This window comes from Puia dinghuensis (genome assembly GCF_014642875.1).
Taxonomy (GTDB): domain Bacteria; phylum Bacteroidota; class Bacteroidia; order Chitinophagales; family Chitinophagaceae; genus Puia; species Puia dinghuensis.
In genome coordinates this window covers 375,966-399,804 of the sequence record NZ_BMJC01000003.1, presented here as the reverse complement: position 1 = coordinate 399,804, position 23,839 = coordinate 375,966, and the positions used below count along the sequence as shown (strand labels likewise).

Below are 23,839 nucleotides of genomic sequence, written 5' to 3'. Positions count from 1 at the left end.
GCAATGGCAAAATCATTTTGTAAATCAAAATCAGCTTGCAAACATGAACATGCAACGAATTAAATCCAGATTCGCACGGGTGTTGTCCATCTTCTCAATCACCATGGTATGCTTAACAGTTTCCTTCACCAATTTAAATGCACAAAGTATGAAAGTAAAGAACGTAGTGTTGGTACATGGCGCCTTCGCCGATGGTTCAGGGTGGAAAGGCATTTATGATATCCTGACCAAAAAAGGGTACAACGTGACTATCGTCCAGAACCCCCTGTCCTCGCTCGAAGATGATGTTGCCGCAACCAATCTGGCTCTCGACAAGCAGGATGGGCCGGTGATCTTAGTCGGTCACTCCTGGGGTGGCGCCGTGATCACCCAGGCGGGAACGCACAGCAAAGTGGTGGGATTGGTGTATGTCGCGGCCTTCCAGCCTGACTTAGGCGAATCAGCCTTCACCTGGTTCAGCTCGATGCCGCCAGTACCTGAAAATGGGGTGATGAATCCCGATGATAAGGGATACGTTTACTATTCGAAGGAGAAGTACCATGCCGGGTTCTGTGCAGACCTTAGCAAAGCTGAGTCCGAGTTCATGTACGCTTCCCAGGGCGCATTCGCGGCCAAGTCTTTTGCAACACCGTTGACCCAGGCAGCCTGGAAGACCAAGCCAAGTTGGGGAATCGTTGCAACCGAGGACAAGAGCATCCGTCCGGAGATCGAAGAAAAAATGTACACGAGGTCGAATACCAAAATAACAAAGATCAAGGGGAGCCACGCGGTCTATATTTCGCAGCCGGAGGCAGTCGCGAAAGTCATCATGGAGGCGGCTGAAAACGCATCAAATGCGAAGTAAGGTGTAGTTATATAGGCAGGAAATGAGACCATTGAAAAGGCCGCTGCGGAAAACCGCGCGGCTTTTTTTGTGAAAATCAACTAGTTGAAGTTGCCCAACCTGGATTCGAACCAAGACACTCAGATCCAGAATCTGACGTACTACCTTTATACTATTGGGCAATGGAAGGGCAAAATTAGGTAATTTTCACCTTATTTTGCCAAAATATGTCGAACCATTTTCTTCCGTTCCTGGTCCTCATTGGTTTCCTCCTGCCGCATTCGGGCAGCGCACAATCTGCGGTCACTCCATCATCTATCGGTAAAACCTATACGCTGGCCGACACCGCCCGCCAGGCTGCCGTCCAATTCGCCGACTCCATCTTCCACCGCTCCAGCTTTTCCTACGAACGGGTAGAACCTGAAATCCCGGAGGACATCCAGAACATCCTCGTCCGCTTCAACAACGCCATCGTCGCCAACAAGCAATGGTTCTATGAATATAAGAATGCCTACGCAGGACAGACCCTCCCGTATAACCAACGGTTTGGCATCAGTGCAGATGAATATAAGAAGCTGCAAAACCTGGAAAAAACACCGCCTCAGCTCGTCCCCGTCGATACTCAAAAAGTGACTGTCATCCGCGAAGGCGGCTACATCCGCTTCAAGACAGATGGCGATAGCCACCTGCTCGACTACTTCCAGATCGACCTGCAACAATTATTCGTCGTCTATGGTGGTGATACGATCCCCTTCGCCGGGCGGACCGCAACGACTGCTTCCAGCCCCTATGGCGAATGGCAGGGCTTCACCTGGCGCCTGCAGAAAGCCGATGCTGCCAGTACTATCGCCACCAGCCGTGTCACCGCCCGCGTCGTCGAGATCAACCTTGGCCTCCCGGCGCAGCAACCCACCGGCAGGGTCTTCCTCCGCATCAAATACCAGGACATGCGCGACGGCGAAACTGCCGCCAACCTCGAACTTGTGGGGTACATTCATTAATATCTGCTGGCCTCCGCCCCCGGCACCCGCGCAATCCTCCATCCATATCGCAGCAGCCTGTGGATACTCCAGGCAAACAACAGTCCATGCGCAAACAACACCACCCAATCATACCGGAAGATAAGCGCACCGCGCAACAATAAAGCCAAAGGCAAAAACACCTGGTAATAGTCAGCCAGAAAGATGAGATAGGGATAGGGCTGACCCGGCGGCATCAGGATGATGACAATCTTGAAACCCAGTTTCCGCCGGCAGGCGGTCACGAACAAAAGATAAAAGACAAGAAATAGTACCGGCAAGGTCCTGCCGATGCGCCATAACATGAATCCCAGTGCGACCATCTCCGCAGCAAGGATCATCCACTCGCGCCCCCGGAAATGTTCAGGGGCGATCTTCGTCGCATAGGTAGGCGTTTGCGAAGCGATATCATTGTCCCGATCGTAGAACATATGCCAGAGGATACCTCTTATGCCATAGCAAAGCGCCCACACACCGACAGCGCTAAACCAGACCCAGTCGATCTCCTGACCGGTATAGTAACTCATACTTGCCACCACGAACAGGCTGGTAAAGACATGCGCACCCGACGCATCGGCCAGCACGCCAAGGGCTCCCCGCTTCTTCAGCCTCACCGGCGGGATGGAATAACAGCTAAAGGCGATCCATGGCATCACTGCCAGCGCCATGATCAGCACATGCGGATAGAAAGTGCCGATATAGACCGCGCCCGCCGCCAGGGCCACCACCGGGAATATCCATCTGCGCGAAGGCGGGACACCTGCCATCCGGTTCTTCTTCCCGATGGCAAGGTCTTCCTCCATATCCGTAATGTCATTGATAACACTCACATAAGCGGCCCCAAGCACCATCGCCAGCATGATATACAGGAGATACGGACTCGCGGCGAACAGGCTTTTCCCCGACTTCATCACCGTGGCATAGCCAATCGCCAGCAGCGGGGCTAGCTTATAGCCCCACCATTCAGAAGCTCGTATCGTCTTTAGAACATTCATTTCACCATCTTCTTCCACCCAAGCTGCATGAAGAGCACCGGGTTCAACCAGAAGCCACGCAATAGCTGCCGGCCGCTTTCTCCATACCGCCCCCTGATGAGGAAGCTCAGTTTTACCAGCTTCAGTGTATTATCGATGCATCGCACTTCCAGCACCCTGATCTCCTCCTTCGTAAGCCGGTCGGCATAACGCCGCAACATCTCCCGCGTATCTTCGATATACATCAGCTTCAATACTTCATAATTATCCCGACCGTCGTAAATGTTGTCGTCATTGACGGTTTTATGCCAAAGCTTTTCCCGGATCAGCGCTCCGCGGGCCTGCTTCGACAATACGATGTCAAGCAACAGACACCAGTCATCAGCGACATGCATCCGGTCGTTCCACGGAGAGACAAAAGCCTGCCGTCTGATCACCACGGAGGAAGAAGGCGAGGGGCAGCATTCCAGATACAATCGCCGCAGCTCAGGATAAGTAAAAACCATCGGGGATTCGCTCCTGCCCGCCAGATAAGGTTGCAGAAACCTGAACTCCGAAAAATAATCCGCTATCCGCCCGTCCGGCATCTGCTGATACCAATTTACAAACACAAAATCGAGGTCGAGGTTCTCCAGGGTGGCGACACATTTTTCCAGGAAAACAGACTCCCAGACATCATCGCTGTCCAGGGAGGCGATATAGACCCCTCTTGCGGCATCCAGACCGGTGCTGCGTGCCGCCGCCTGGCCGCCATTCGGCCGGTAGAGATATTCCACCCCCGGATAGCCTTTCACAATGGTTGCTGTTTGGTCCGTCGAGCCATCATCCACGACAATGATCTGTTTGTTAGGATAGGTTTGGCCAAGCGCGCTCTCGACAGCGCGGCCTATAAGTGCCGCCCGGTTATAGGTAGGGATGATCACCGTCACCAGCGCTTTATCGTGAGCCTCCATCATGTACAAGTGCAATTAAGGTTTGGGCAAAGTCGATCTCCGCCGGCCTGTCCGGCAGCCGGTTGTGCAGGTGATTACACGCCGCTGCCCCCATAGCCTGCCATTCTCCCCGACGTTGCCAGGCCCGCTCAAGCGCCTGGTCGAAGGATTCGGCGCCCGACTCACCGATGAATCCCGTTATCCCATCTTCTATCATCTCCTGGCTGCCACCGGCCGTCGTCGTGATCACGACACGCCCCGCCGCCATCGCTTCCAGCACAACCAGCGGCAATCCTTCGCTACGCGAGGGCAACACCAGGGCATGAAATTCCTGCCACAGTTGCCGCATATCATTGCGCTGACCCGCAAAATGAATATTCTCAAGCCCATGCAACCGGGCCATGGCTTCCAGCCCCTCCCGATCGTCACCGCTGCCGACAAAGACCAGTTCGATAGGCCGCTCCCGCCACTTGGGCCGGCTGAGCAGGCGGATAAGGATGTCCTGTCCTTTGTCCAGCACAAACAGCCTGCCGATGCAGGCAAGCCGGTAGACGGAGTTGCCGCCGGGGTAGGGGATGGGACCGTCGCTGCGATCCACCGGGTTATAAATAAGTTGTGTATTGCTTAGCCGGATGCCGAATTGTTCTTCCGTCAGCTGCTGGTTATGCCGGGATACAAAGAAACATCTTTGTGCATGGAGAAAAGCCTTGATCATCCCTGGCCGGTGATCCAGCTGCGGCCAGTAAAAATCCACCGCCTTCTGACAAATGATGACATAGGGGACACCCGCCGCCAGACAATCCTGTGCATAGTCGAGGCCATCAAAATTGATGCCCTGGGCGATCACCACAAGGGACGGCCGGTCTGCCCGCAACTGCCGGGTAAATGCGGAACGCAGCTCATTTCCTTTGTACCAGTATTTTCCACGCAGCCTGAGCAACACCTTCCGAACGGCAAACTGCCATGTCGGGGTCCGCAATTCCTTCAGCCTGACCCCTGCCTTCACGAGTCCTGTCCAGCGGGGATGCTCGCGGTTGATCCTGTCCTTATACACGATAACCCCTATTCCGCCGGCTTGCAACGTAGGAATGCTCCTGGCCCACAGCTCTTCGCTGCCGCCCCAGTCTTCCTTACAGGTAGTTATAATGGCAATTGTAGGCATTTCTCAAGGTTTGCGCCCTGTGACCAAAACGTCTTTACGATTGTCCGGCGTTGTCCGACTCCACCGGTTTCTTTAAAAACAATTTAGCATACGTTCCACCCATCGCCACCAGCTCCTCATGGGTGCCATGCTGCTGTACCCGTCCCTCCCCCATTACATAGATATGATCCGCATGTCGCACCGCGGAAAGCCGGTGACTGATGATCAATGCCGCCCGGTTGCCGATGCGCTGGCGAAACGACTGGAACAGTTCGTCCTCTGACACTGCATCCAGCGCACTCGTTGCCTCGTCGAAGATGACAAACCGGCTGTTGCTGTAAAAGCTTCGCGCGATGGCCAGCTTCTGCCACTGGCCGATGCTCACCTCCCGGCCATTCTCGAAAAGCCTGCCCATCATCGTTCCATATCCTTCCGGGAATCTCCGGATATAGTCATGCGCCCCCGACTTACGCGACGCCGATTCGATCTCGCTCTCCGGCCGCTCGCCATCGATATCCCCCCACCGGATATTCTCCGCCGCGGTGATATTGAACCGGCCAAAATCCTGGAATACGGCGCTGATATGCTTCCGGTATTCCGTGCTGCGAAAACACCGGATATCCGTGCCGTCCATTTTGATAGACCCTTCCGACGGATCGTAAAGCCGGCACAACAGCTTGATCAGCGTCGTCTTACCCGCACCGTTGAGTCCAACGATGGCAACTATCTTCCCCGAAGGTACCCGCAGCGACACATTCCGCAGCGCCGGCTCCTTTGCATGCGGATAGGTAAAGCTCATGTTCTCCACTTCCAGGTCTACCGCATCGGATTCAGGAAAGGGTAGCGGATGCTCGGGCTCTTTTAGCGTCGCCCGCAGGTCGAAAAGTTCGAAAAGATTATTGATAAAAATATTGTTCTGGTAAAGCCCCGAGATCCCCTGCGCCATCCCTTGCAAAATTCCATACGACTGCGGGAAGACGATGAGGAACAAACTCATATCGCCCACGCTGATGCGGCCCTTTATCAAGCTGAAACACAAATAGGCAATACAGGCAAATAGCCCCAGTGTCGCCATGATATTGGTCAGCAGCTCTTTAAAGGTGTTGCGTCGGGTCATCTGCAACCGCTCGCGCATCAGGCCAAGCCGGATGCCGGTATACAACCCGCGGATATAAGCGCCCAGTCCGTAGCCCCTGATCTCCTTGGCAGAGGTGTCTTCGGTAAGCAGGTCGCTGAGATAGGTCGCCTGCCGCTCGACAGGCGTCTGCCGCCGCCGCCACTGGTATAGCTGTTCGGCATAACGTATCCGCACAAGCAGGGTAGGTGCTATAAAAAGCGCCAGCAGGGGCAGCAAAAGCCAACTGATGGAGATGAGAATGGAGCCGATCGCCACCAGCGTCAGGCAGTTCTTGGCGATATCTGCCAGATTGAGGACGACATTATTTGGCGCCTCCGGCCCTGCATCCCTGGCACGTTTCATAGTGTCGAAATAGGCCGGGCTCTCATAGAAAGCGAGATCGAGGTTCACCGCACATTCATGTATCTTCTCATCAATGCTTTCCTTTACCCGCTGTGCATTTATCTCCGTGGCGAGGGTGGACAACGCCTTCACCACCACATAGATGATGGTCCCTGCCGTGATGACGGCGAGATACCATTCCACCCGCTGCACTTTTTCGGTGTTGAATGGGGTGGACCTGGCCACTTCGTTGATAAGGTGTTTGAAGATATACAGCAGCAGCAGGTAGAGGACACTTTCGACAGCGATCAACACCAGGGTCAGCGTAGTCCATTTTCTCGAGATCCCCCAGATGAGACGCAATGTCCTCCTCAAATGAAGATTTGTTCTAAGCTGTTCTACCCGATGGCGGATTGTGCCAATCATGAGGCCAAAATAACCATAAATATTTAAAAAACAGCATTTTTACAGCATTCGGCGCCTCTCATCCTGCTTCTCCCGCGCTCTTCCAATTTTAACCGGTTTTAAACCTTCAACGGTCGGTTTTAACAGTTTTTTCTAAAACACCGGGGCTAAATTTATTGTCTATTAAGAGTAAGTCAACACACATTAAACGTTAGTCAACATCATTAGTCAACACAGTAAGCCATCATAAACCAAATCCACCACCTATGCCAGTAAAAGAAGCAAAGCGTTTTCTCTCTATTCGCCTTTCCGCAGAAGAACTACAGGAAGTTTATAGCCATCAGCATCAGTCCACCTGTCGCAGCCTCACCGAATATGTAAAAAAGGTGCTCACCGCCAAACCCGTCATCGTAAAGGTGCGCGATGAGTCCAAAGAGGATACGCTTCAGCAGCTTAATGCTATAAAGAACCGGTTGGACATCCTGGCGGACAAGGCCGGTCCGCAGGAGAATGGGTCCCTGCTCGGAGAGATCGCTGAGATCAAAATGTCTATCCGCAAAATTGCCGATACCTATTCACGGACGTAGAGAGTGCCACATAACTATCTTATCCGAACCACATCCTCCGCCACCGTCGGAAATTGAGAAAAGACGGCCGCATCATGCCCGGGAATAATTAAAGAGATATTGGGCTGCATTCTTCGCATGCGCTTCAATTGATGTACATATGCCTTGGGGTCAAACGTAAATTTTGGGGGTATAGAAGTCAAATGTTGTAAATTATAATAGTACCAGCTGTTGTCCGAAGCGATGATCACCCTCTCCGCGGATGTATTGACGGCCACATACTGCGATTCCCAGGTATGTTTTGATCCGATGAAGGCCCGGATGCCGGGGAAAAGCTCGATGCTGTCGCCTTTGACAAGGTGAAGCCTCCCATCGAGGTTGGTGGCTACTATGGCTTTTACATCCTCTTTATAAAATCCCCCATGATCCCCGTTCTTCTGCCAGGCAGTACCGACAAAATAGGTATAGTCGTCCTGTTGCATCCACACCTGCGCGGTTGGAAATAAGGTTATTCCCCCGATATGATCCCAGTGCGGATGGGTAATGATGATGTCGGTAATCTCACCAGGCTGGAGCTTTAGCCGTAGTAAGGCGCTGTCAGGCCGGATATAATTGCTGCTGTTCCATGAATTATTCCGGGTGCTGTTCTCATTCAAGGTGAAACCGGCGTCCACCAAAATATTCCTGCCACCCCCCTTTAATAACCAGAACATATAGCAATCCGCGACACTGTCTTTATCGCTGCCGCCGATGGCTATCTCCGAGGCTTTGATAAAACCGCTCTTTGCAAACCGGATGGCATATACCTCGTATGCAATAGACCGTTGCGCATACACCCCAGCTCCAACGCAAAAAAACGCGACCAGAACTACAATTTTTTTCATGGCTTGCAAATTTCGATTTGAGCCGTACATCCGCCACGAAGCCTCCTACTTCAAAAACCCGGCTATCCGGTGCAGCTGCGCCGGATCATACACCTTCCCATCTTTTATCACCAGCTTTACCCGGCGGATATCGTGGATATTATGCAGCGGGTCGCCATCGACAAGGATTATGTCGGCGGCCCGCCCGGGCAGCAACGATCCACTCACACCCGCCTGTTTCATCACCAGCGCCGGTACCACCGTGGCCGTCCGTAAGGCCTGCAACGGCGTCAGCCCCGCATCCACGTATAGCTCCAGCTCCCGCGCCACGCTATAGCCCGGGAATCCCATATCCGTACCCGCGACGATGGGCACGCCCCGATCATACAAGGCTTTTACTTCCTTTTCCATGTCCTTGAAAAGGGCCTTGTATTTCTCTGCCAGCGCTGGTGGCATCCCCGTGTTGACAAACAACTCCTGCAACGGTGGAGGCAGGGTGGCAAACGCCGGCTCCATCCCGGTGATGCTGTCTTTCACCGACCGGAAGACCAGCTCGAATACGCCGAGCGTGGGGTCGATCACCGTCCCATGCTCCTTGATGAAGTCAAGCCCCGCCGCTGTTTTCGGATCATTCCAGTCCGTGAGCCTGTCCTTCGTCCGGGCCAGCATCGGTCCTACATACTGGATATGGTTAACCATGTCCATCCCCGAATCCACGCCCTGCTGCAGGTTCATCCCTTCCGGGATATGACCGGTAACGGTAAGCCCCATCCGATGCGCTTCGTCGCATATGGCCTTCAAAACGGGGGGAGTCACCGAACTATAGATCTTTATCTGTACAAACCCGCTGTCTTTATAGCGTCGCACCGCCCACACCGCCTCCTGTGGAGTGCTGGCCCGGATGATGCCGAGACCCAGCGGTCCCGGACCGTCGATGATCCCTGCCTTCAGGATATGCGGACCTACCCCGACGCCTTCATCGATAGCCCGCTTCACCGCATTGATATAATTGAATTCATTGCCGCAATCCCGCACCGTCGTCACCCCGGCGGCAAGATAGGCCGGGCCCCATTCGGCTTGTTCGAAGTGTGCATGCATATCCCAAAGCCCGGGGAGGATGGTCTTGCCTTCCGCATGGATCACCTTCGCCCCCGCCGGGACAGCAACCGCAGCCTTTGTCCCGACCTTTCTGATCTTCCCATTCCCGATCAGCACCACAGCGTCGGGGGTGGTCTCACCCGTGGCTACATCCACCACCTTCCCGCCAACGATAGCCAACAACCCGCCATGCCCCAGTGCGCCCGCATCACTCGCCGCAGCCGACCCCTTCATCTCCGCTGCAAACAACTGCATCCCATATGTCGCCGCCCGCCCGATCAGCTCGGGCAGCAAAAATTCATACTTGTCCAACATCATCTCGAGCTTGTCACCCTCTGCATCGTTGGTGATCAGGCAGACAAGCCCGCCCGCCTGGTCTGTCCACACCAGTTCGTTCCCCCATACCAGCCCGTTGATCACCGTCCGCTCCAACACCAGCCGCTGCCCGCTAAAACCCAGCGTATCATAACCCGCCGATGAGATAGAAACGGCACCCGCCGGCAGCAATCGCAGATGCGCCGGCCGGCCACGCTTCTTCCAATATTGCAGCAACACCATCTGCACCGTCCCCGGCGAATACCCGCCTACGGGAAAGGCCGGCTCCCTCATCTTATGTTCATAAGCTGTATCGCCAACTCGTTCCCACGCACTTTCTCCATGCAGAACGATGCTGTCGTTGATGGTCGAGAACCGCGAGGTCTTCCCCTTGATCCAAAGACTTTTCGGCGTGTAGTTCCCGGGCACCACCGTCAGCACTGCCTCCAATGGCACGGCCTGCCCCCGATCGACAAACTTGAAATGAACGGTATAACGCACCCCACTATCCCCGATGGTGCGGTAATACACTTCCTGGCCGATGTTTTGCGCGAATTTGTGCAAAAAGAAGCGCGCGCTGTCCTGCGCCATGCCGGCTGAATAGCTGCCCAGGCTCAGCAGTAAAAAGATAAATTTTTTCATAATTACCTCCGCTCATAATATACACCCATTTCGGCAATTGCCGGTGGCGTATCGAATTTATCGATCAACACCCGAACCTTATCCCCATATACCGTCGCAAACCGGTGAATCTTCACCCGACCCGGCTGAGACCCCGTCAGCAACGGCTTCCACGCCCCGTTGCTGTGCACTTCCAGCCGGTAAGCACTCATATTTGCCTTATCCTCGGTGATCACCACCATATTCAACGCCTTCTCCCGTCCCAGCTCAACCTCGTACCATGGCGCCTTCACCGTCACATTCGACTGCCAGGAGGTGTGAAAATTATCATCATTGCCAAAATCCATGATATTCATATCATCACTCCAGCTTGCATTGGCCGGCTGATGTTTGGCCAGGTTAGAGGAAATGATCGGCGCCTCCGTCGGCGGCAAAGGATTCGACGGCCCCTCGTTCTTCCACAGGCGACCAATGGAAGCCAGCGCCGCCAGCGCATTGTCATCGATAAGGCCATCCCGATTGGGGGCTACGTTAAGAATAAAATTGTCATAGATCTTATTGTACGGAACGATATCCTCATTCACCAGCATCCTGGGGTCTTTCACCGGCGTCGCCGGGAAATCGGTTTTCCAAAACCACGCCGAATTCAGCGGCAGACAGGACAAAGCCGGCAACCGGTTGGTAGACGTAGAGATATGTTGCCCCGCCCCTTGCTCATACGATTTGATATCGGTATAGAATAACGCTTCTGGCGGATACTTGGCCGAATTAAGGTCCATCAGCAAACAATGTGGCTGCAGGGTCTTGACAAGGGTATAGATCTCTTCGAACGGCACGTCATCATAGCTAATGCGGGACCAGGGCGCATCCCAGCCATCGATGATCAGCGCCGTGATCTCCCCGTAATGCGTCAGCAGCTCGGTCAGCTGCGCCTTTATCATCTCGACGTGCTGCCGCGTGATAAACCCGGGGCGCAGCCGGTGGTGTGTATCAAGAATGGAATAATACAAACAAACCTTCAGTCCCGCGGCACGAAAAGCCTCGGTATATTCCTTCACTACATCGCGATGCAACGGACTGTTCATCACATTGTAATCGGTGGTCTTTGTATCCCAGATGCAAAACCCGCTGTGATGTTTGGTCGTCAGGCAGCCATAGGACATATTCGCCGACTTTGCCGCCCGCGCCCATTGGTTGCAATCCAGTTTCCCCGGGTTGAAAAGCGATGCCGGTGCATCCGGGTCCGCCCAATCCTGGTTCATGAAGGTTGGAATGTTGAAATGGATGAACATGCCAAATCGTAGGTCGACGAATTGCTGCTGCAAGTCATGAAGCGATTGGGCGCGGCTGGTGAGGGCCAGGGCGGTGATTGCAGCAAGGACCGGCAGGTGTTTCAGAGTCATTTTATTTTTGTTTGTCCGTTGAAAAAGAATAAGGAAAATCCGCGGCATCAACGCCCTTGGCCTTGTTCGGGGTGGCTCCCATCGTCAGCCTGAACTCACCGCCCTTCATCAACGCAGTATGATCGAGGTAATTCTTCGTATACGGCTGCCCATTCAACAGCGCCGACTGCACATAGATATTGGCCGCACTGTTATTCGGCGCGCTGATCACAAAGGATGCCCCATTCTCCAGATGCAACACGGTCTTCCGGAACAGCGGTGTCCCCAGCACATACTGTCCGCTGCCGGGACATACCGGGTAAAAGCCCAGCGCCGAGAACACATACCAGGCCGAGGTCTGCCCGTTGTCCTCATCGCCACAATAGCCGTCCGGCGTGGCCTGGTACAACTTGCGCATCGACTCCCGCACCCAGTACTGACACTTCCAGGGCTCACCCGCATAATCGTAGAGATATAGCATATGCTGTATCGGCTGGTTGCCATGTGCATACTGTCCCATCCCGGCGATCTGCATCTCGCGGATCTCATGGATGACAAACCCATAATAACTGTCGTCAAAGGTGGGTGGCATTACAAAAACGCTGTCCAGCATCTGTATAAACTCCTTTTTCCCACCCATCAGGTCGATCAACCCCTGGATATCATGAAACACACTCCAGCTATAATGCCAGCTGTTGCCCTCGGTGAAGGCATCACCCCACTTGAATGGATTGAACGGTGACTCGAAACTCCCATCCTGGTTCTTCCCACGCATCAGCTTGTGCTCCGGGTCGAACAGGTTCTTATAATTCTGGCAACGGCGGGCATATACGGCCAACTCCGACTCGGGCCGGCCAAGCGCCTTACCAAGCCGGTAGATGCAAAAGTCATCATAAGCATATTCCAGCGTGCGCGCCGCATTCTCGTTGATATGGACGTCATAGGGCACATAGCCCAGGCTGTTATAATAGCTCACGCCCTTCCGGCCAACGGCAGAGATCGGGCCTTCCGCGTTGGCATCTTTCAGCAGGGCCTCGTACAATGTATTGATATCGTATCCCCGCAACCCTTTAAGCCAGGCTTCGGCGACGACGGAGGCGGAGTTATTCCCGATCATCACATCACGATATCCAGGGTCAGACCATTCCGGCAGCCAGCCCCCTTCCTTATAATCGTTGACGAGTCCTTCCTGCATCTCTTTGTTGATGGAAGGGTATACGATGTTCAGAAAAGGATACAAGGCGCGGAAGGTGTCCCAGAATCCAGTCCCGGAAAACATATACCCGGCTTCTACCTTACCATTATAAGGGCTGTAGTGGACGATATGGCCGGTCGCATCCTTCTCATAGATGCGCATCGGAAAGAAAAGCATCCGGTAAAGACTCGAATAGAAGGTTCTGATCTGGTCGATCGTGCCCCCCTCTACCGACACCCGGCCCAGGGTCTTGTTCCAGATGGCCCGGCCCTTCGCTTCCACCGTTGCAAAATCATCCTTGCCAATTTCCGATAAATTCTGCTCGGCCTGCTCGATGCTGATAAACGAAGACGCCACCCGCGCATTGATCACCGTCCCGCGATGCGCAGCGGCAAAACCAACGACGGCCCCGACATGCTTGTCGGTCAGCTGCAGTGAGTCGACAAGAACGCTGTCCCTCCATGTGCTGGTCGAAGTAAAAGGCTTGTCAAAAACAATCACAAAATAATTCTTGAAATTGGGCGCGACTCCCCCGCTGTTACGGGTAGTATAACCCACGATCTTATTCTCCCCGGGGATGATCTTTATATACGATGCGCGGTTGTAGGCATCTATTACAATATGCGCACTATCTGTTTTGGGAAAGGTGAAACGAAACCGCACCGCGCGCTCGGTTGGCGTCAGCTCCGTCGTCACATCATAGTCGGCAAGATAAACGCTGTAATAATACGGTTTCACTATCTCTGCTTTGTGCGTGAACCACGAAGCCCTTGTGTTCTCCGTAAATTCTCCGCCATTCACCGGCATGATGCTGAATTCTCCGAAGTCATTCATCCAGGGCGAGGGTTGATGGGTCTGCTTGAAACCCCTGATCTTATCCGCCGTATACGTATATTGCCAGCCATCTCCATTCCTTCCCGTCTGTGGTGTCCAGAAATTCATCCCCCAGGGCAAAGCGATCGAGGGATAGGTGTTCCCGGCCGACAGCTCTCCGGTAGACTGTGTTCCCATTAGGGGATTGACAAAGTCGACGGGGTCATGTACGACATCGACCCACTGGGCCCGTGCGCCGCCAAATAAAATAAGTGCGGCGCTAAATAGAATGGCTTTTTTTAGCATGATGGTTACAAAAATTTTACGTCGCAAAGTATCGATTCCTGTTCAAATTTTTGTTGCTAATCCACGTGGCGGTACCTTTAGCGGATGAAATTGATATCCGGTCTCCTCGCTTGTTTTATGCCTTTTATACTTTCCGCGCAGCCAACCATCCATCGCGTGCCAAAAGAAGCAGCGCCCGTAACATATGTCGATCCCTATATCGGCACCGCCGCTCACGGCCATGTCTTCCTCGGCGCCAGCGTTCCTTTCGGCGCGGTACAGGTAGGGCCAAGCAATATCAATAAGGGCTGGGACTGGTGCTCAGGCTATAATTATTCCGATGACGTTGTCAAAGGTTTTGCCCAGAACCACCTCAACGGCACCGGTATCCCCGACCTCGGTGATATCCTGATCATGCCGTATACCGGCGACGTCCGCACCGAACCCGGCACGCAGCAGAACCCCACATCGGGCTACGCCTCCCATTACGACCACCGGGGCGAGGTCGCCCGTCCTGCCTATTACTCCGTCTGGTTGAAAGATTATGCCGTGGGGGTCGAACTCACCGCCACCGAGCGCGTGGCCTTTCATCGCTACCACTTTCCAAAAGATGGCAACCGATTCCATATTATCATCGATCTCCTGCAGGGCAACTTCGATGCGGGCTGGCAGCATCCGCAGGTGAAAGGCTATATGCAAAAGCTGAACGACTCTACCCTCATCGGCTGGCGCAACTCCAGCCAATGGGCAAAGGACAGACGGATTTATTTCGCCATCCGTACTAACTTTCCGCTTAGTGACTTCGCCCTTATCAACGGCGACAACCCCATAAAGGCAGGCTCCTTAGAAGCAGACACCGTCAAAGGTCTCATCAGCTTCGCCTCGAACCCCGGCACGGTGATGCTAAAGGTCGGCGTCTCCAACGTCAGCGGGGAGAAGGCCCTCGCCAACATCAATGCAGAGATCCCCGCCTGGGATTTCAACGATATCGTCCGCCAGGGGAATGAAAAATGGCGCAAGGCTCTCGACAAGATCACCATCGAGGCTGCCGACACCAACCAGCGAAAGGTATTCTATACAGCGCTCTATCATACCATGATCGCACCCGCCCTTTATAACGATCATGACAGCAGCTACCGCGGCGTCGACGGGAAAGTGATCGAACATGCGCGGTATAATAATTACACTATCTTCTCTCTCTGGGATACCTATCGCACCCTCAACCCGCTGATGACGCTGATCCATCCCGAACGCGTCAATGATATCATCAACACCATGCTCGCCATCTATGTCCAACAGGGAAAACTCCCCATCTGGCATCTGCAGGGCCGTGAGACGGACTGCATGGTCGGCTATAGCGCCGTCCCCATCATCGCCGATGCTTATTTGCAGGGCTTCCGCGGCTTCGACGCCAATGTAGCGCTCCAGGCAATGAAGGCGTCCTCCACCCGCGATGACTATGGAATGAAGTATCTGAAACAGGAAGGCTATATCCCCGCCGACAAAGAGCGGGAGTCCGTCTCCAAGGCGCTGGAATATGCCATCGACGACTGGTGCATCGCCAGGATGGCCGCAAAGATGGGCCGCACCGAAGACGCACAATACTATACAAAACGCGGCGAGCTTTTCACCCGCTATTTCGATACGACGACAAAATTCATGCGCCCCGTCCTGGCCAGTGGCCATTTCCGCGAACCTTTCAACCCTTTTCAATCCATCCACGAATGGGGTGACTATACCGAAGGCAACGCCTGGCAATACACCTGGCTCGTCCCGCAGGACGTAGAAAAGCTCATCCGGATGATGGGTGGCGACAAAGCCTTTGTCACAAAATTGGACAGCCTCTTCGTCGTCAGCGAGTCCATGGGCAGCCAGGCCTCACCGGATATCTCCGGCCTCATCGGCATGTATGCCATGGGCAACGAACCGAATCATCACATCGCCTATCTCTATGATTTTGCCGGCTACCCATGGAAGACTGCCGAGAAGATCAAAGCGATCGCCGATTCCTTCTATACCGCCAGGAACGACGGACTCTGCGGCAACGATGATGCCGGCCAGATGAGCGCCTGGTATGTCATGTCCGCCCTCGGCTTCTACCCCGTCAACCCCGCCAATGGAATCTTCGTCTTTGGCACCCCGCTGGTGCGCAAGGCGGTGCTACAGGTAGGGGAGGGCAAGCGCTTCACAATGCAGACGGTCAACTTCGGCAAGAAGAACATCTATATTCAAAAAGCTACCCTCAATGGGGCACGTTATCTTAAGTCCTACATCGACTTTAAGGAGATAAAGGCGGGCTCCACCCTCGTCCTTTACATGGGCGACCAACCCAATTTCCAATTTGGCGCCGCCCCCGGCGATCGCCCCATGTCCTCGCCCGGCACGGCGATGCGCGGCCAGTAACTATTTCTTGTGTTCGGCCTGCAGCGCCTCCTGCTGTTTTATACTCTCCGCATGGACATCATTGTACAGTGCGCGGATAAATTCTTCCGACAACTGCCGGTCCTTACCGCGCCTGATCGCATTGTTCAACACTTCCTCAAAACGCGCCGACTGGACGACCCCTATATGGTGATCCAATTTATAAATGCCGATGGCCCGCGCCGCCTTCATCCGCTCGCCCAGCAGATCGATGATCTGCTTATCCAGGGTATCGATCTGCTTCCGATAATAACCAAGCGTATCGGTTGTCTGCGCCTTTCCTGCCAATAAACTCAATAAAAGCCCTGCTGAAAAAAAGATCTTCTTATACATAAAAATGGATTGGTTTGCCCAAAATTAGAAAAATAACCGCCGGATCAAAGCATCGATTCCCGAATTGGGAACCTGATTAACCGAATAGGTATTGATAATCAATCTATTACAAACGGCATGTAGCTTGCTCTATTATACCCATGCGAAAATTATATTCAATTCTTATGAGAGACCGCCAAATTACCACAAAAGATATGATCACTTCCTTCCTCCTGGGAATGCTGCTGACCTTCATCTGTTTCTATCTTTTCAAATAAGGGATTCTCCTCTCACCAAAATAACGGTAAAATACGGGATATTTGGTTCCACGAAAACATTCTATGAACCGATACGCCGCGACGTTGTTGCTTTTAGTTCCTTTTGTTCTGCACGCACAAATATTTGTCAACCAGGCCATCTTTCCTCCCGACGTACCAAAGATCGCGGTCGTCGCAGGGCACACGGACGACGGAGTGTTCGATGTAGTGGATGCCGCCGGTCATAACGTATTCCGCGGTAAGCTCGGCCCCGCTCAATCCGTCAATGACTGGGCCCCGAACAAAAAATTCTATCAGGCCGACTTCTCCACCATCCATAAGCCCGGAAGCTATCGGCTGACGGTCGATGCAGGCGATACGCTGATCTCCTCCGCCTTCTTCACCATCGGCAACACCGATTGGGCCCGCCCGCTGATCTCCTCCATCCTGCATTACTACAACCAGCAACGCGCCAACACCCCCACCGAACTGGAGGCCGACAAACACCTGCTGCTCTTTGGCAGTGACAAACGCGTCGACCTCCACGGCGGCTGGTGCGACGCTTCCGGCGATGTAAGCAAATATTTCTCCCATTTGGCCTACGCCAACTTCATGTCCCCCCAGCAGATACCCCTCGTCACCTGGAGCCTGATCAACACCGGTGAGACCCTCCAAAAACAACTACACCAGTGGGGACTCGCCGACTCCCTCACCAGCGAAGCGCTCTGGGGTGCGGACTATATCACGCGATCGCTGTCGCCGGAAGGCTATTTCTATATGACCATCTTCACCTACTTCAAGAAGGACCCCGCCGCCCGCCGCGTCGTCGGCCTCCGCGCCAACAGCGTCACCACCGACGAATACCAGTGCGCCTTCCGCGAAGGCGGCGGCATGGCCATCGCCGCCCTGGCCCGCATCTCCCGCTGGCATAAGAACGGCGACTATACGGCACAGCAATACCTCGACGCCGCCCGCCGGGCCTATGCTCATCTCGTGGTCAACAACACGAAATACGATGACGACGGAAAAGAAAATATTATCGACGACTATTGTGCGCTGATGGCCGCGACAGAATTATGGATCGCCACCGACAGCAGCTATTATCGCGACCAGGCCCGCTTCCGCGCGGGAAAATTGAATGCCCGCATGACGCCCGCCGGCTATTTCATTTCTGATGATGGTCGTCGCCCCTTCTGGCATGCCGCCGATGCAGGCCTGCCTGTCGTCGCGCTTATCCGGTATCTCGATAAGGAAAAGGAGGCAGGCTATCGCAATGCAGCGATCCAAACCATCCGGCAGGCACTGGCCTATAACCTGCGCGTCACAAATGAGGTGGATAACCCTTTTGGTTACGCGCGCCAGAGCTTTTTGTATAAAGGCGAAGTAAAAGACGGCTTCTTCATTCCACACGAGAACGAAACGGGCTGGTGGTGGCAGGGTGAGAATGCCCGGCTCGGATCGCTGGCGACTGCGGCCCTACTGGGCGATCGATTGTTAAAAAATGACTCGATGGAGTTGTACGCCGCCCGTCAATACTCCTGGATACTGGGCTGCAACCCGTACTCGATGTGTTTTATGTACGGGTGGGGCCAACAGAATGTCCCCTACATGCACTCCAACTACGGCCATGGCTCCCAACGCGGCGGCATCTCCAACGGCATCACCGGCGGCAAAGACCACGGCGACGGCAGCGGTATCGACTTTCGCACGGAAGACAATGGGAATGAATGGCGGTGGACCGAACAATGGTTGCCGCATGCCGCCTGGTTCCTCGCGGCCGTTACGGCTATGTCAAGGGAATAAAGCGCTGTATCCGCGACGCAGCCGCGGCGTCCAGCAGGATCTCACAATTCGGATGCAACTGCACCACCGACGCCGGGATATCCGTCGTCACCGGTCCAAGAATGGCCTTCTCGATGATCTCCGCCTTGTGCTCTCCTTTAGCGATAAGCACGATCTTTCTCGTCTGCATGATATTCTTGATCCCTAACGTCAGCCCGCCCAATACATGATCCGCTGCCACTCCTGTCTCCTTTCTGACTCTTTCTTCAAAGATGGGGTCCATCGGCGAGACCCAGGTCTCGCTCTCGAACGGCGTCCCCGGCTGATTGATGCCGATATGCCCGTTCCAGCCGATGCCCAGCATTTGCAGATCGGCGCCGCCGCGGGCCGCCAGCCGCTGGTCGAACAACCGCGCCTCGGCGACAAAATCATCCGCCATTGTCGGCGGCATGATAAAATTCTCCTCCGCTATTCCAAGCGGTTTCACCAGCTGTTCATGGATGATGGAATAACAACTACCCGCATACTCCCGCGGGAGATTGGTCAGCTCGTCGACATTAAAAAGCGTGATCCGCGAAACATCGAAAGGATACTGCTTATAGATCGCGGCTACAATGCCATGCATCCCGATGGTCGTTTGCCCCGTCGACAACCCGATCACCGCATCCGGCTTTGCCAGCATCTGTCCGATGATCCGCCAGGCCGCCGTCACATCGAATTCCTGTTCGTTCTTCGTGATGGTTATTTTCATATTACCAGTCTTTTAGATTTTGCGCAAAAAAATCATCGAAGGCCGCCACTGCCGCCGTCTCCTCGACCCCGTCGAATTCCAGCACAACGGCTTCGCCACCCTTGATCCCAAGCGAAAGGATGCTCAACAGACTATTCAGCTTAGCCGTCTTAACCCCCTTCTTTGCCTGCACAACCACCGCGAATTGTTTTGCCAGTTTGACCATCGCGGTAGCCGGCCGCGCATGCATGCCTTCCGGCGCTAAGATCAGATATTCTTTTGTGATCATAATCCAAGAATGATTGCTTTTACTTCCGGTATTGAAGCCGCGGCCATCGAAAACTCCCGCAGACCCATGTCGAACAATAGTTTCGTCGCCGCCACATCCCCCGCCAGCTCCCCGCACATCCCGACCGGGATACCCGCCCGCTGGCCTTCTTCTATCGTCATCCGGATCAACCGCAACACCGCCGGGTGAAAAGGATCATATAAGGCGGCGATCTTCTCGTTCATCCTGTCTACAGCCAGCGTATATTGACAAAGATCGTTGGTCCCGATGCTAAAGAAATCCGCTTCCTTCGCCAGCAGATCGGCCGTCAATGCCGCCGAAGGGATCTCGATCATTACCCCCACAGGGATATCCGCCGCAAAGTCAACACCCTCCACTGTCAGCGTCTCCCGGGCCTCCGCAACTACAGCTTTCGCCACCCGCAATTCCTCCACGCTGCCGATCATCGGGAACATGATCCGGCAAGAGCCAAACACCCCGGCTCGCAAGATAGCCCGCAACTGCGTCAGGAACAGGTCCCGCCGGTCAAGACAGATCCTGATCGCCCGGTAGCCGAGAAAAGGGTTCTCTTCCTTTGGCAGACCCAGATAGGGCAGGGGCTTGTCCCCGCCGATATCCAGCGTCCGGATCGTCACCGGCCGGCCACCACTGCGCAACAGCACATTCTTATAGAAGGTAAATTGTTCTTCTTCCGTTGGTAGCTGGTCCCTCTCCATGAACAGCAATTCCGTCCGCAATAACCCCACCCCCTCGGCGCCATAAGAGAGCGCCTGTTCCATGTCTTCCACCGAGGCGATATTTGCCTCTAAATGTACCCGCACTCCATCCCGCGTCACTGCAACCCGATCTTTCAGGGATTCAAGCATTTGTCGCCGGCGCAAAAATTCATTCCGCTTCCGCCGGTACTTCGCCAACACCTTCGCCGGCGGATTTACCAACACAACCCCCGACTCCCCATCCAGCACCAGCTCGTCCCCATCGGCGACCGCAACTAACGCCTTACCCATCGCCACTACCGCCGGCAACCCCCGGAGCCGCGCCACGATGGCCGTATGCGAGGTCTTTCCCCCCGCCTGCGTGATAAAACCTTCGACGCGACCCGCGTCGAGACCTATCATGTCGGAAGGTGTCAGATCTTCCGCTACGACGATCCAACCTTTCCCATCCGGCAAATGCCGCCCGGCCGGAAAGCCCGCCAGTTGCCGGAACAACCGCCAGCCAATATCCTTTATATCCGCCGCTCTCGCTCGCAGATAATCATCTTCCATTTTCTCGAACATCTCCACAAAGGGCGCAATCGTCAATAAAACCGCATCCCGTGCCGGCATCAGATGCTCCCCGATGCGCCTGAACACTTCCTCCTCCCAGGCCGGGTCCCGCAACAGTTCTACCTGCACTTCCAGGATAGCTGCTTCCTCCTTACCCGCCGTTGCCATCATCGCTTCCAGCTCGCCTATCGCCGCCACCACCGCACCACGATACTTCACCTTCTCCGCCTCGACGGCAACCGCATCCGCAAGCACGATGCCGCTGACCCGCGCTTCTCGCTGGCGCAGCCAATAGGCCCTGCCTATCGCAATCCCCGGTGAAACGCCGATGCCTTTCATAACGAGTAAATTATTTTCAACGGTGTTATGCAGTCGGCTTGCGCCTCGTGTCATATGATCCAGTGTAAGATACTTCCCAGAAATCCCAATGCGAGCAGCCCCAGCAACAACACCGTCGTTTTGACGCCCCGCTTGATAAAATAATACGTCAGGAAGGTCAACCCCAGGGGCAAAAGCGCCGGCACTATCTGATCGAGTACCCCCTGCAGACCCGCCCCTTCTCCAAACGACAAAGGGGTATGGATATTCATCAGCGTGGCCGGCATCGCGCCCACCACCATCAACCCCAGGATAGCCGCTCCTTCCTTGAGCCGATCCATGACATTGTTCTTCGACAACTGCATCAGGAAGCGTGTACCCGCCTTATAACCGATGAAAGTGAGCCGGTAGCGCAGCAAGAGATGCGGCACATTGAACAACAGGATAAACAGCACCACCCCCAGCCCATTCCCTTTAAGGGCAAGGGAAGTCCCGACACCCGCGGCGATGATCTTTAGCGTGCCCCAGAACAAGGAATCGAATACTCCCGCTAGTGGTCCCATCAGCCCTAACTTCACCGAATCGATCGACTCGGCATCGAATTCCGGGTCGCGGCTATTCTGTTCCTCCATTGCCGCAGTCAACCCCAGGATCAGCGTACACCCGTACGTACTGGTATTGAACAGCTGCAGATGCCGCTGCAGCGCGGCGCTCATGGATTCCTTTGACGGATAAAACTTCTTCAGCACGGGCAAAATGGCGAAAGCAAATCCCGTATTCTGCCAGGTCTCGAAATTGAAATTGGCTTCCAGCAACATGCTCCGCCAGAAGATGCGCCGCAGATCGCGCTTATTCAGCGCAGGCGTCCGGTCGTTTGCAGGCGAACCCCGCTCGTACTCCGACGAAGCCTCCTCCTCTTCGACAGCAGGCTTTGGCTTTTCCTGCGTCACCAAAAAGGCAATGATCACTCCCAGTCCGCCGATGGCGATCAGCGGCAGCTTGAGATACGCTGCCAGCAAAAAACCGAGGAAAAAATAGGGCGCAACGCGTTTATGGAAAAGCAGGTTCATCAGCAGCGCAAATCCAAGCGCCGGCAGCAGATTGCCCGCTACCTGCAACCCCGTGTTCACCCAGGCCGGGATCCTGTCCAGGAAAGCTTTCATCACCCCCGCCCCAAGCTGCAAGGCCAGAAAGCCAACTACGGCCATCAGCAAGGGCTTTGCAAAACCCGACAACACATGCAACCGTTGCACGCCCCGCCAATCCCCCACCCCGGCATGTCGCGAAAAGCTTTTATTGAGCACACTACGCGCGACAAACAAAGCGCTCAGCAACATTTCGGCTAAGATCGAAATAGGGATCGCCAGGGCCAGCGCAATTCCCACTCCTTTGCCGGACATGATCGCAAAAGCCGTCCCCAGGACCCCGCCGGTGACAACATCAGGCGGGATGGCGGCCCCTACCTTGATATTGCCCATAAAGATCAGCTCCAGCGAAGCCCCGATGACAATGCCCTGATGCCAGTCGCCAAGCGCCCCACCGACAAGCGGCGCCAATACCAGCGGCCGGCTCAGCAGGGTCGTTCCCAGCAGATCTTCGGAATGCCCAAAGAAAATGATCAGTGTAATAAGTAAGTAGGTGAGCACGTCAAAGTAGATTTTCAATTGGTTGCTTCTTATCCGTGGGAACTTGTCTCACCTCCAATTCAACCCCTTTTGCGATCAATTCCCGAATCAGCAGGATATCGTTCGCGGTAAGGGCAATGGCCTTCGACACCTGTTTGGCGCCCGCTTTCGCCCGGAGCCCGCCAAAATTGATCGATCGCACTTCCCCGACCCCCATCGCGAGTGCATGAGCATCCTTTACGGAGTCGACCAGCACCAGGAGCCCCTCGTCCTTCATCTTACCATCGGTGAGCTGAGTAATGGCATCGGAAACCGTCCTGATGATCAATTTCACTCCCGCCGGCTTCGCCAGGCCAAGGGTCATCCGCAGGAATTCATCCTTGGCTACCCGGTCGTTGGCGACAAACAGACAGTCTGCGCCCACGGCAGGAGTCCAGGTAAACGTCACTTGTCCATGGACAAGCCGGTCGTCTATTCGAAATAGCTTAATCATTATTATTATGGAGTAGATCGTTTACATACACCAATTGATCCCTTGCAACGTCTATCGCTTCCGCCAATACCTCCCGAACCGGCACATCCGGGTCTGCCATGACCACCTCGATCACCAGTGGGAGATTGACACCCGCAACGATATGCACCGAACCTGCCACCCCCATCTCCGCCGCCACCCGCAGCACCTGGTTGGTGACACTGCCGCCAAGCAGATCGGTAAAAACGATCCACTCCTCGTCCTCCCCGGCCCCCTGCAGTAATTCCGCGATGGCTGACTCCACCGATCGGTTCTCATCGACATAGGCCTCCAGTACTGCCACCCCGGATGAGGCCCCGGTGATCAGTTCCAACGCCGACAGGATACCACCGGCAAACTCCCCATGACTCACAATCATATATTTTCTCATGTTGCAATCTTACCACTATTGACGCTCAAAACAGCCGCTTTTTC

At 54.5% G+C, this 23,839-nt stretch carries 20 protein-coding genes and 1 tRNA gene; 5 read left to right on the top strand and 16 right to left on the bottom strand.

Annotated elements, in window-relative coordinates:
- Nucleotides 1-103 precede the first annotated feature (103 nt).
- Nucleotides 104-844 carry an alpha/beta hydrolase gene (locus tag IEY39_RS14945; protein WP_229688917.1) on the top strand — a complete coding sequence of 247 codons (741 nt, stop codon included), beginning with the start codon at nt 104-106 and terminating at the stop codon, nt 842-844.
- 90 nt (nt 845-934) lie between these two features.
- Here IEY39_RS14945 and IEY39_RS14940 read toward each other — a convergent pair.
- Nucleotides 935-1,005: transfer RNA gene (locus tag IEY39_RS14940), tRNA-Gln, on the bottom strand.
- A 45-nt stretch (nt 1,006-1,050) separates the two neighbouring features.
- Between IEY39_RS14940 and IEY39_RS14935 the strand changes: the two genes are divergently transcribed.
- Entirely contained in the window at nt 1,051-1,824 is a 774-nt protein-coding gene (locus tag IEY39_RS14935; RefSeq protein WP_188932929.1) for a hypothetical protein, read from the top strand.
- Here the strand turns inward: IEY39_RS14935 and IEY39_RS14930 are convergent.
- From IEY39_RS14930 to IEY39_RS14915, 4 genes are read right to left on the bottom strand one after another with little or no spacing between them, the layout of a single operon-like run.
- Nucleotides 1,821-2,837: a UbiA family prenyltransferase gene (locus tag IEY39_RS14930; RefSeq protein WP_188932927.1), complete on the bottom strand. Its 1,017-nt coding sequence runs from the start codon at nt 2,835-2,837 to the stop codon at nt 1,821-1,823. The two genes, IEY39_RS14935 and IEY39_RS14930, sit on opposite strands and share 4 nt — an antisense overlap.
- Entirely contained in the window at nt 2,834-3,772 is a 939-nt protein-coding gene (locus IEY39_RS14925) for a glycosyltransferase family 2 protein (protein ID WP_188932925.1), read from the bottom strand. Before IEY39_RS14925 ends, IEY39_RS14930 begins: the two co-directional genes overlap by 4 nt.
- On the bottom strand, nt 3,753-4,910 hold the full coding sequence (locus tag IEY39_RS14920) for a glycosyltransferase family 4 protein (RefSeq protein ID WP_188932923.1): 1,158 nt from the start codon (nt 4,908-4,910) through the stop codon (nt 3,753-3,755). Before IEY39_RS14920 ends, IEY39_RS14925 begins: the two co-directional genes overlap by 20 nt.
- A 34-nt stretch (nt 4,911-4,944) precedes the next feature.
- Nucleotides 4,945-6,774 carry an ABC transporter ATP-binding protein gene (locus IEY39_RS14915; RefSeq protein WP_188932921.1) on the bottom strand — a complete coding sequence of 610 codons (1,830 nt, stop codon included), beginning with the start codon at nt 6,772-6,774 and terminating at the stop codon, nt 4,945-4,947.
- Between the two features lie 245 nt (nt 6,775-7,019).
- Here IEY39_RS14915 and IEY39_RS14910 point away from each other — a divergent pair, with 245 nt between their 5' ends.
- Complete coding sequence (locus tag IEY39_RS14910; RefSeq protein WP_188932919.1) at nt 7,020-7,340, top strand: hypothetical protein; 321 nt, start codon at nt 7,020-7,022, stop codon at nt 7,338-7,340.
- A gap of 14 nt (nt 7,341-7,354) precedes the next feature.
- Here IEY39_RS14910 and IEY39_RS14905 read toward each other — a convergent pair whose 3' ends face one another.
- From IEY39_RS14905 to IEY39_RS14890, 4 genes are read right to left on the bottom strand one after another with little or no spacing between them, the layout of a single operon-like run.
- Nucleotides 7,355-8,203 carry an MBL fold metallo-hydrolase gene (locus IEY39_RS14905; protein ID WP_188932917.1) on the bottom strand — a complete coding sequence of 283 codons (849 nt, stop codon included), beginning with the start codon at nt 8,201-8,203 and terminating at the stop codon, nt 7,355-7,357.
- A 45-nt stretch (nt 8,204-8,248) separates the two neighbouring features.
- Nucleotides 8,249-10,237, bottom strand: a complete 1,989-nt coding sequence (locus IEY39_RS14900; RefSeq protein WP_188932914.1) for an amidohydrolase family protein — start codon at nt 10,235-10,237, stop codon at nt 8,249-8,251.
- Between the two features lie 2 nt (nt 10,238-10,239).
- Nucleotides 10,240-11,619 carry an alpha-L-fucosidase gene (locus tag IEY39_RS14895; RefSeq protein WP_188932909.1) on the bottom strand — a complete coding sequence of 460 codons (1,380 nt, stop codon included), beginning with the start codon at nt 11,617-11,619 and terminating at the stop codon, nt 10,240-10,242.
- 1 nt (nt 11,620) lies between these two features.
- Nucleotides 11,621-13,912, bottom strand: a complete 2,292-nt coding sequence (locus IEY39_RS14890; protein WP_188932907.1) for a GH92 family glycosyl hydrolase — start codon at nt 13,910-13,912, stop codon at nt 11,621-11,623.
- 84 nt (nt 13,913-13,996) lie between these two features.
- On the opposite strand from IEY39_RS14890, the gene IEY39_RS14885 reads away from it, so the two are divergent.
- Nucleotides 13,997-16,294 (top strand): GH92 family glycosyl hydrolase, encoded by a 2,298-nt coding sequence (locus IEY39_RS14885; protein ID WP_188932905.1) that lies wholly within the window; start codon nt 13,997-13,999, stop codon nt 16,292-16,294.
- Here IEY39_RS14885 and IEY39_RS14880 read toward each other — a convergent pair whose 3' ends face one another.
- Nucleotides 16,295-16,645 (bottom strand): chorismate mutase, encoded by a 351-nt coding sequence (locus IEY39_RS14880; protein ID WP_188932904.1) that lies wholly within the window; start codon nt 16,643-16,645, stop codon nt 16,295-16,297.
- Nucleotides 16,646-16,965: 320 nt separating this feature from the next.
- Here IEY39_RS14880 and IEY39_RS14875 point away from each other — a divergent pair, with 320 nt between their 5' ends.
- A complete protein-coding gene (locus tag IEY39_RS14875; protein ID WP_188932902.1) occupies nt 16,966-18,684 on the top strand; it encodes a glycoside hydrolase family 9 protein in 1,719 nt (572 codons plus the stop codon).
- Here the strand turns inward: IEY39_RS14875 and IEY39_RS14870 are convergent.
- Genes IEY39_RS14870 through IEY39_RS14845 form a run of 6 tightly spaced genes read right to left on the bottom strand, consistent with a single transcriptional unit; the run spans nt 18,668 to nt 23,795 of the window.
- Nucleotides 18,668-19,414 (bottom strand): 6-phosphogluconolactonase, encoded by a 747-nt coding sequence (locus IEY39_RS14870; protein ID WP_188932900.1) that lies wholly within the window; start codon nt 19,412-19,414, stop codon nt 18,668-18,670. The two genes, IEY39_RS14875 and IEY39_RS14870, sit on opposite strands and share 17 nt — an antisense overlap.
- A gap of 1 nt (nt 19,415) precedes the next feature.
- A complete protein-coding gene (locus tag IEY39_RS14865) occupies nt 19,416-19,682 on the bottom strand; it encodes an HPr family phosphocarrier protein (RefSeq protein WP_229688916.1) in 267 nt (88 codons plus the stop codon).
- Entirely contained in the window at nt 19,679-21,289 is a 1,611-nt protein-coding gene (gene ptsP / locus IEY39_RS14860) for a phosphoenolpyruvate--protein phosphotransferase (protein WP_188932898.1), read from the bottom strand. The genes IEY39_RS14865 and ptsP overlap by 4 nt, the downstream gene beginning before the upstream one ends.
- Before the next feature lie 50 nt (nt 21,290-21,339).
- Nucleotides 21,340-22,914 carry a PTS system mannose/fructose/sorbose family transporter subunit IID gene (locus IEY39_RS29810; protein ID WP_229688915.1) on the bottom strand — a complete coding sequence of 525 codons (1,575 nt, stop codon included), beginning with the start codon at nt 22,912-22,914 and terminating at the stop codon, nt 21,340-21,342.
- A 1-nt stretch (nt 22,915) separates the two neighbouring features.
- Nucleotides 22,916-23,386, bottom strand: a complete 471-nt coding sequence (locus tag IEY39_RS14850) for a PTS sugar transporter subunit IIB (protein WP_188932896.1) — start codon at nt 23,384-23,386, stop codon at nt 22,916-22,918.
- Nucleotides 23,379-23,795: a PTS sugar transporter subunit IIA gene (locus tag IEY39_RS14845; protein WP_188932894.1), complete on the bottom strand. Its 417-nt coding sequence runs from the start codon at nt 23,793-23,795 to the stop codon at nt 23,379-23,381. Before IEY39_RS14845 ends, IEY39_RS14850 begins: the two co-directional genes overlap by 8 nt.
- Nucleotides 23,796-23,839: the final 44 nt, after the last annotated feature.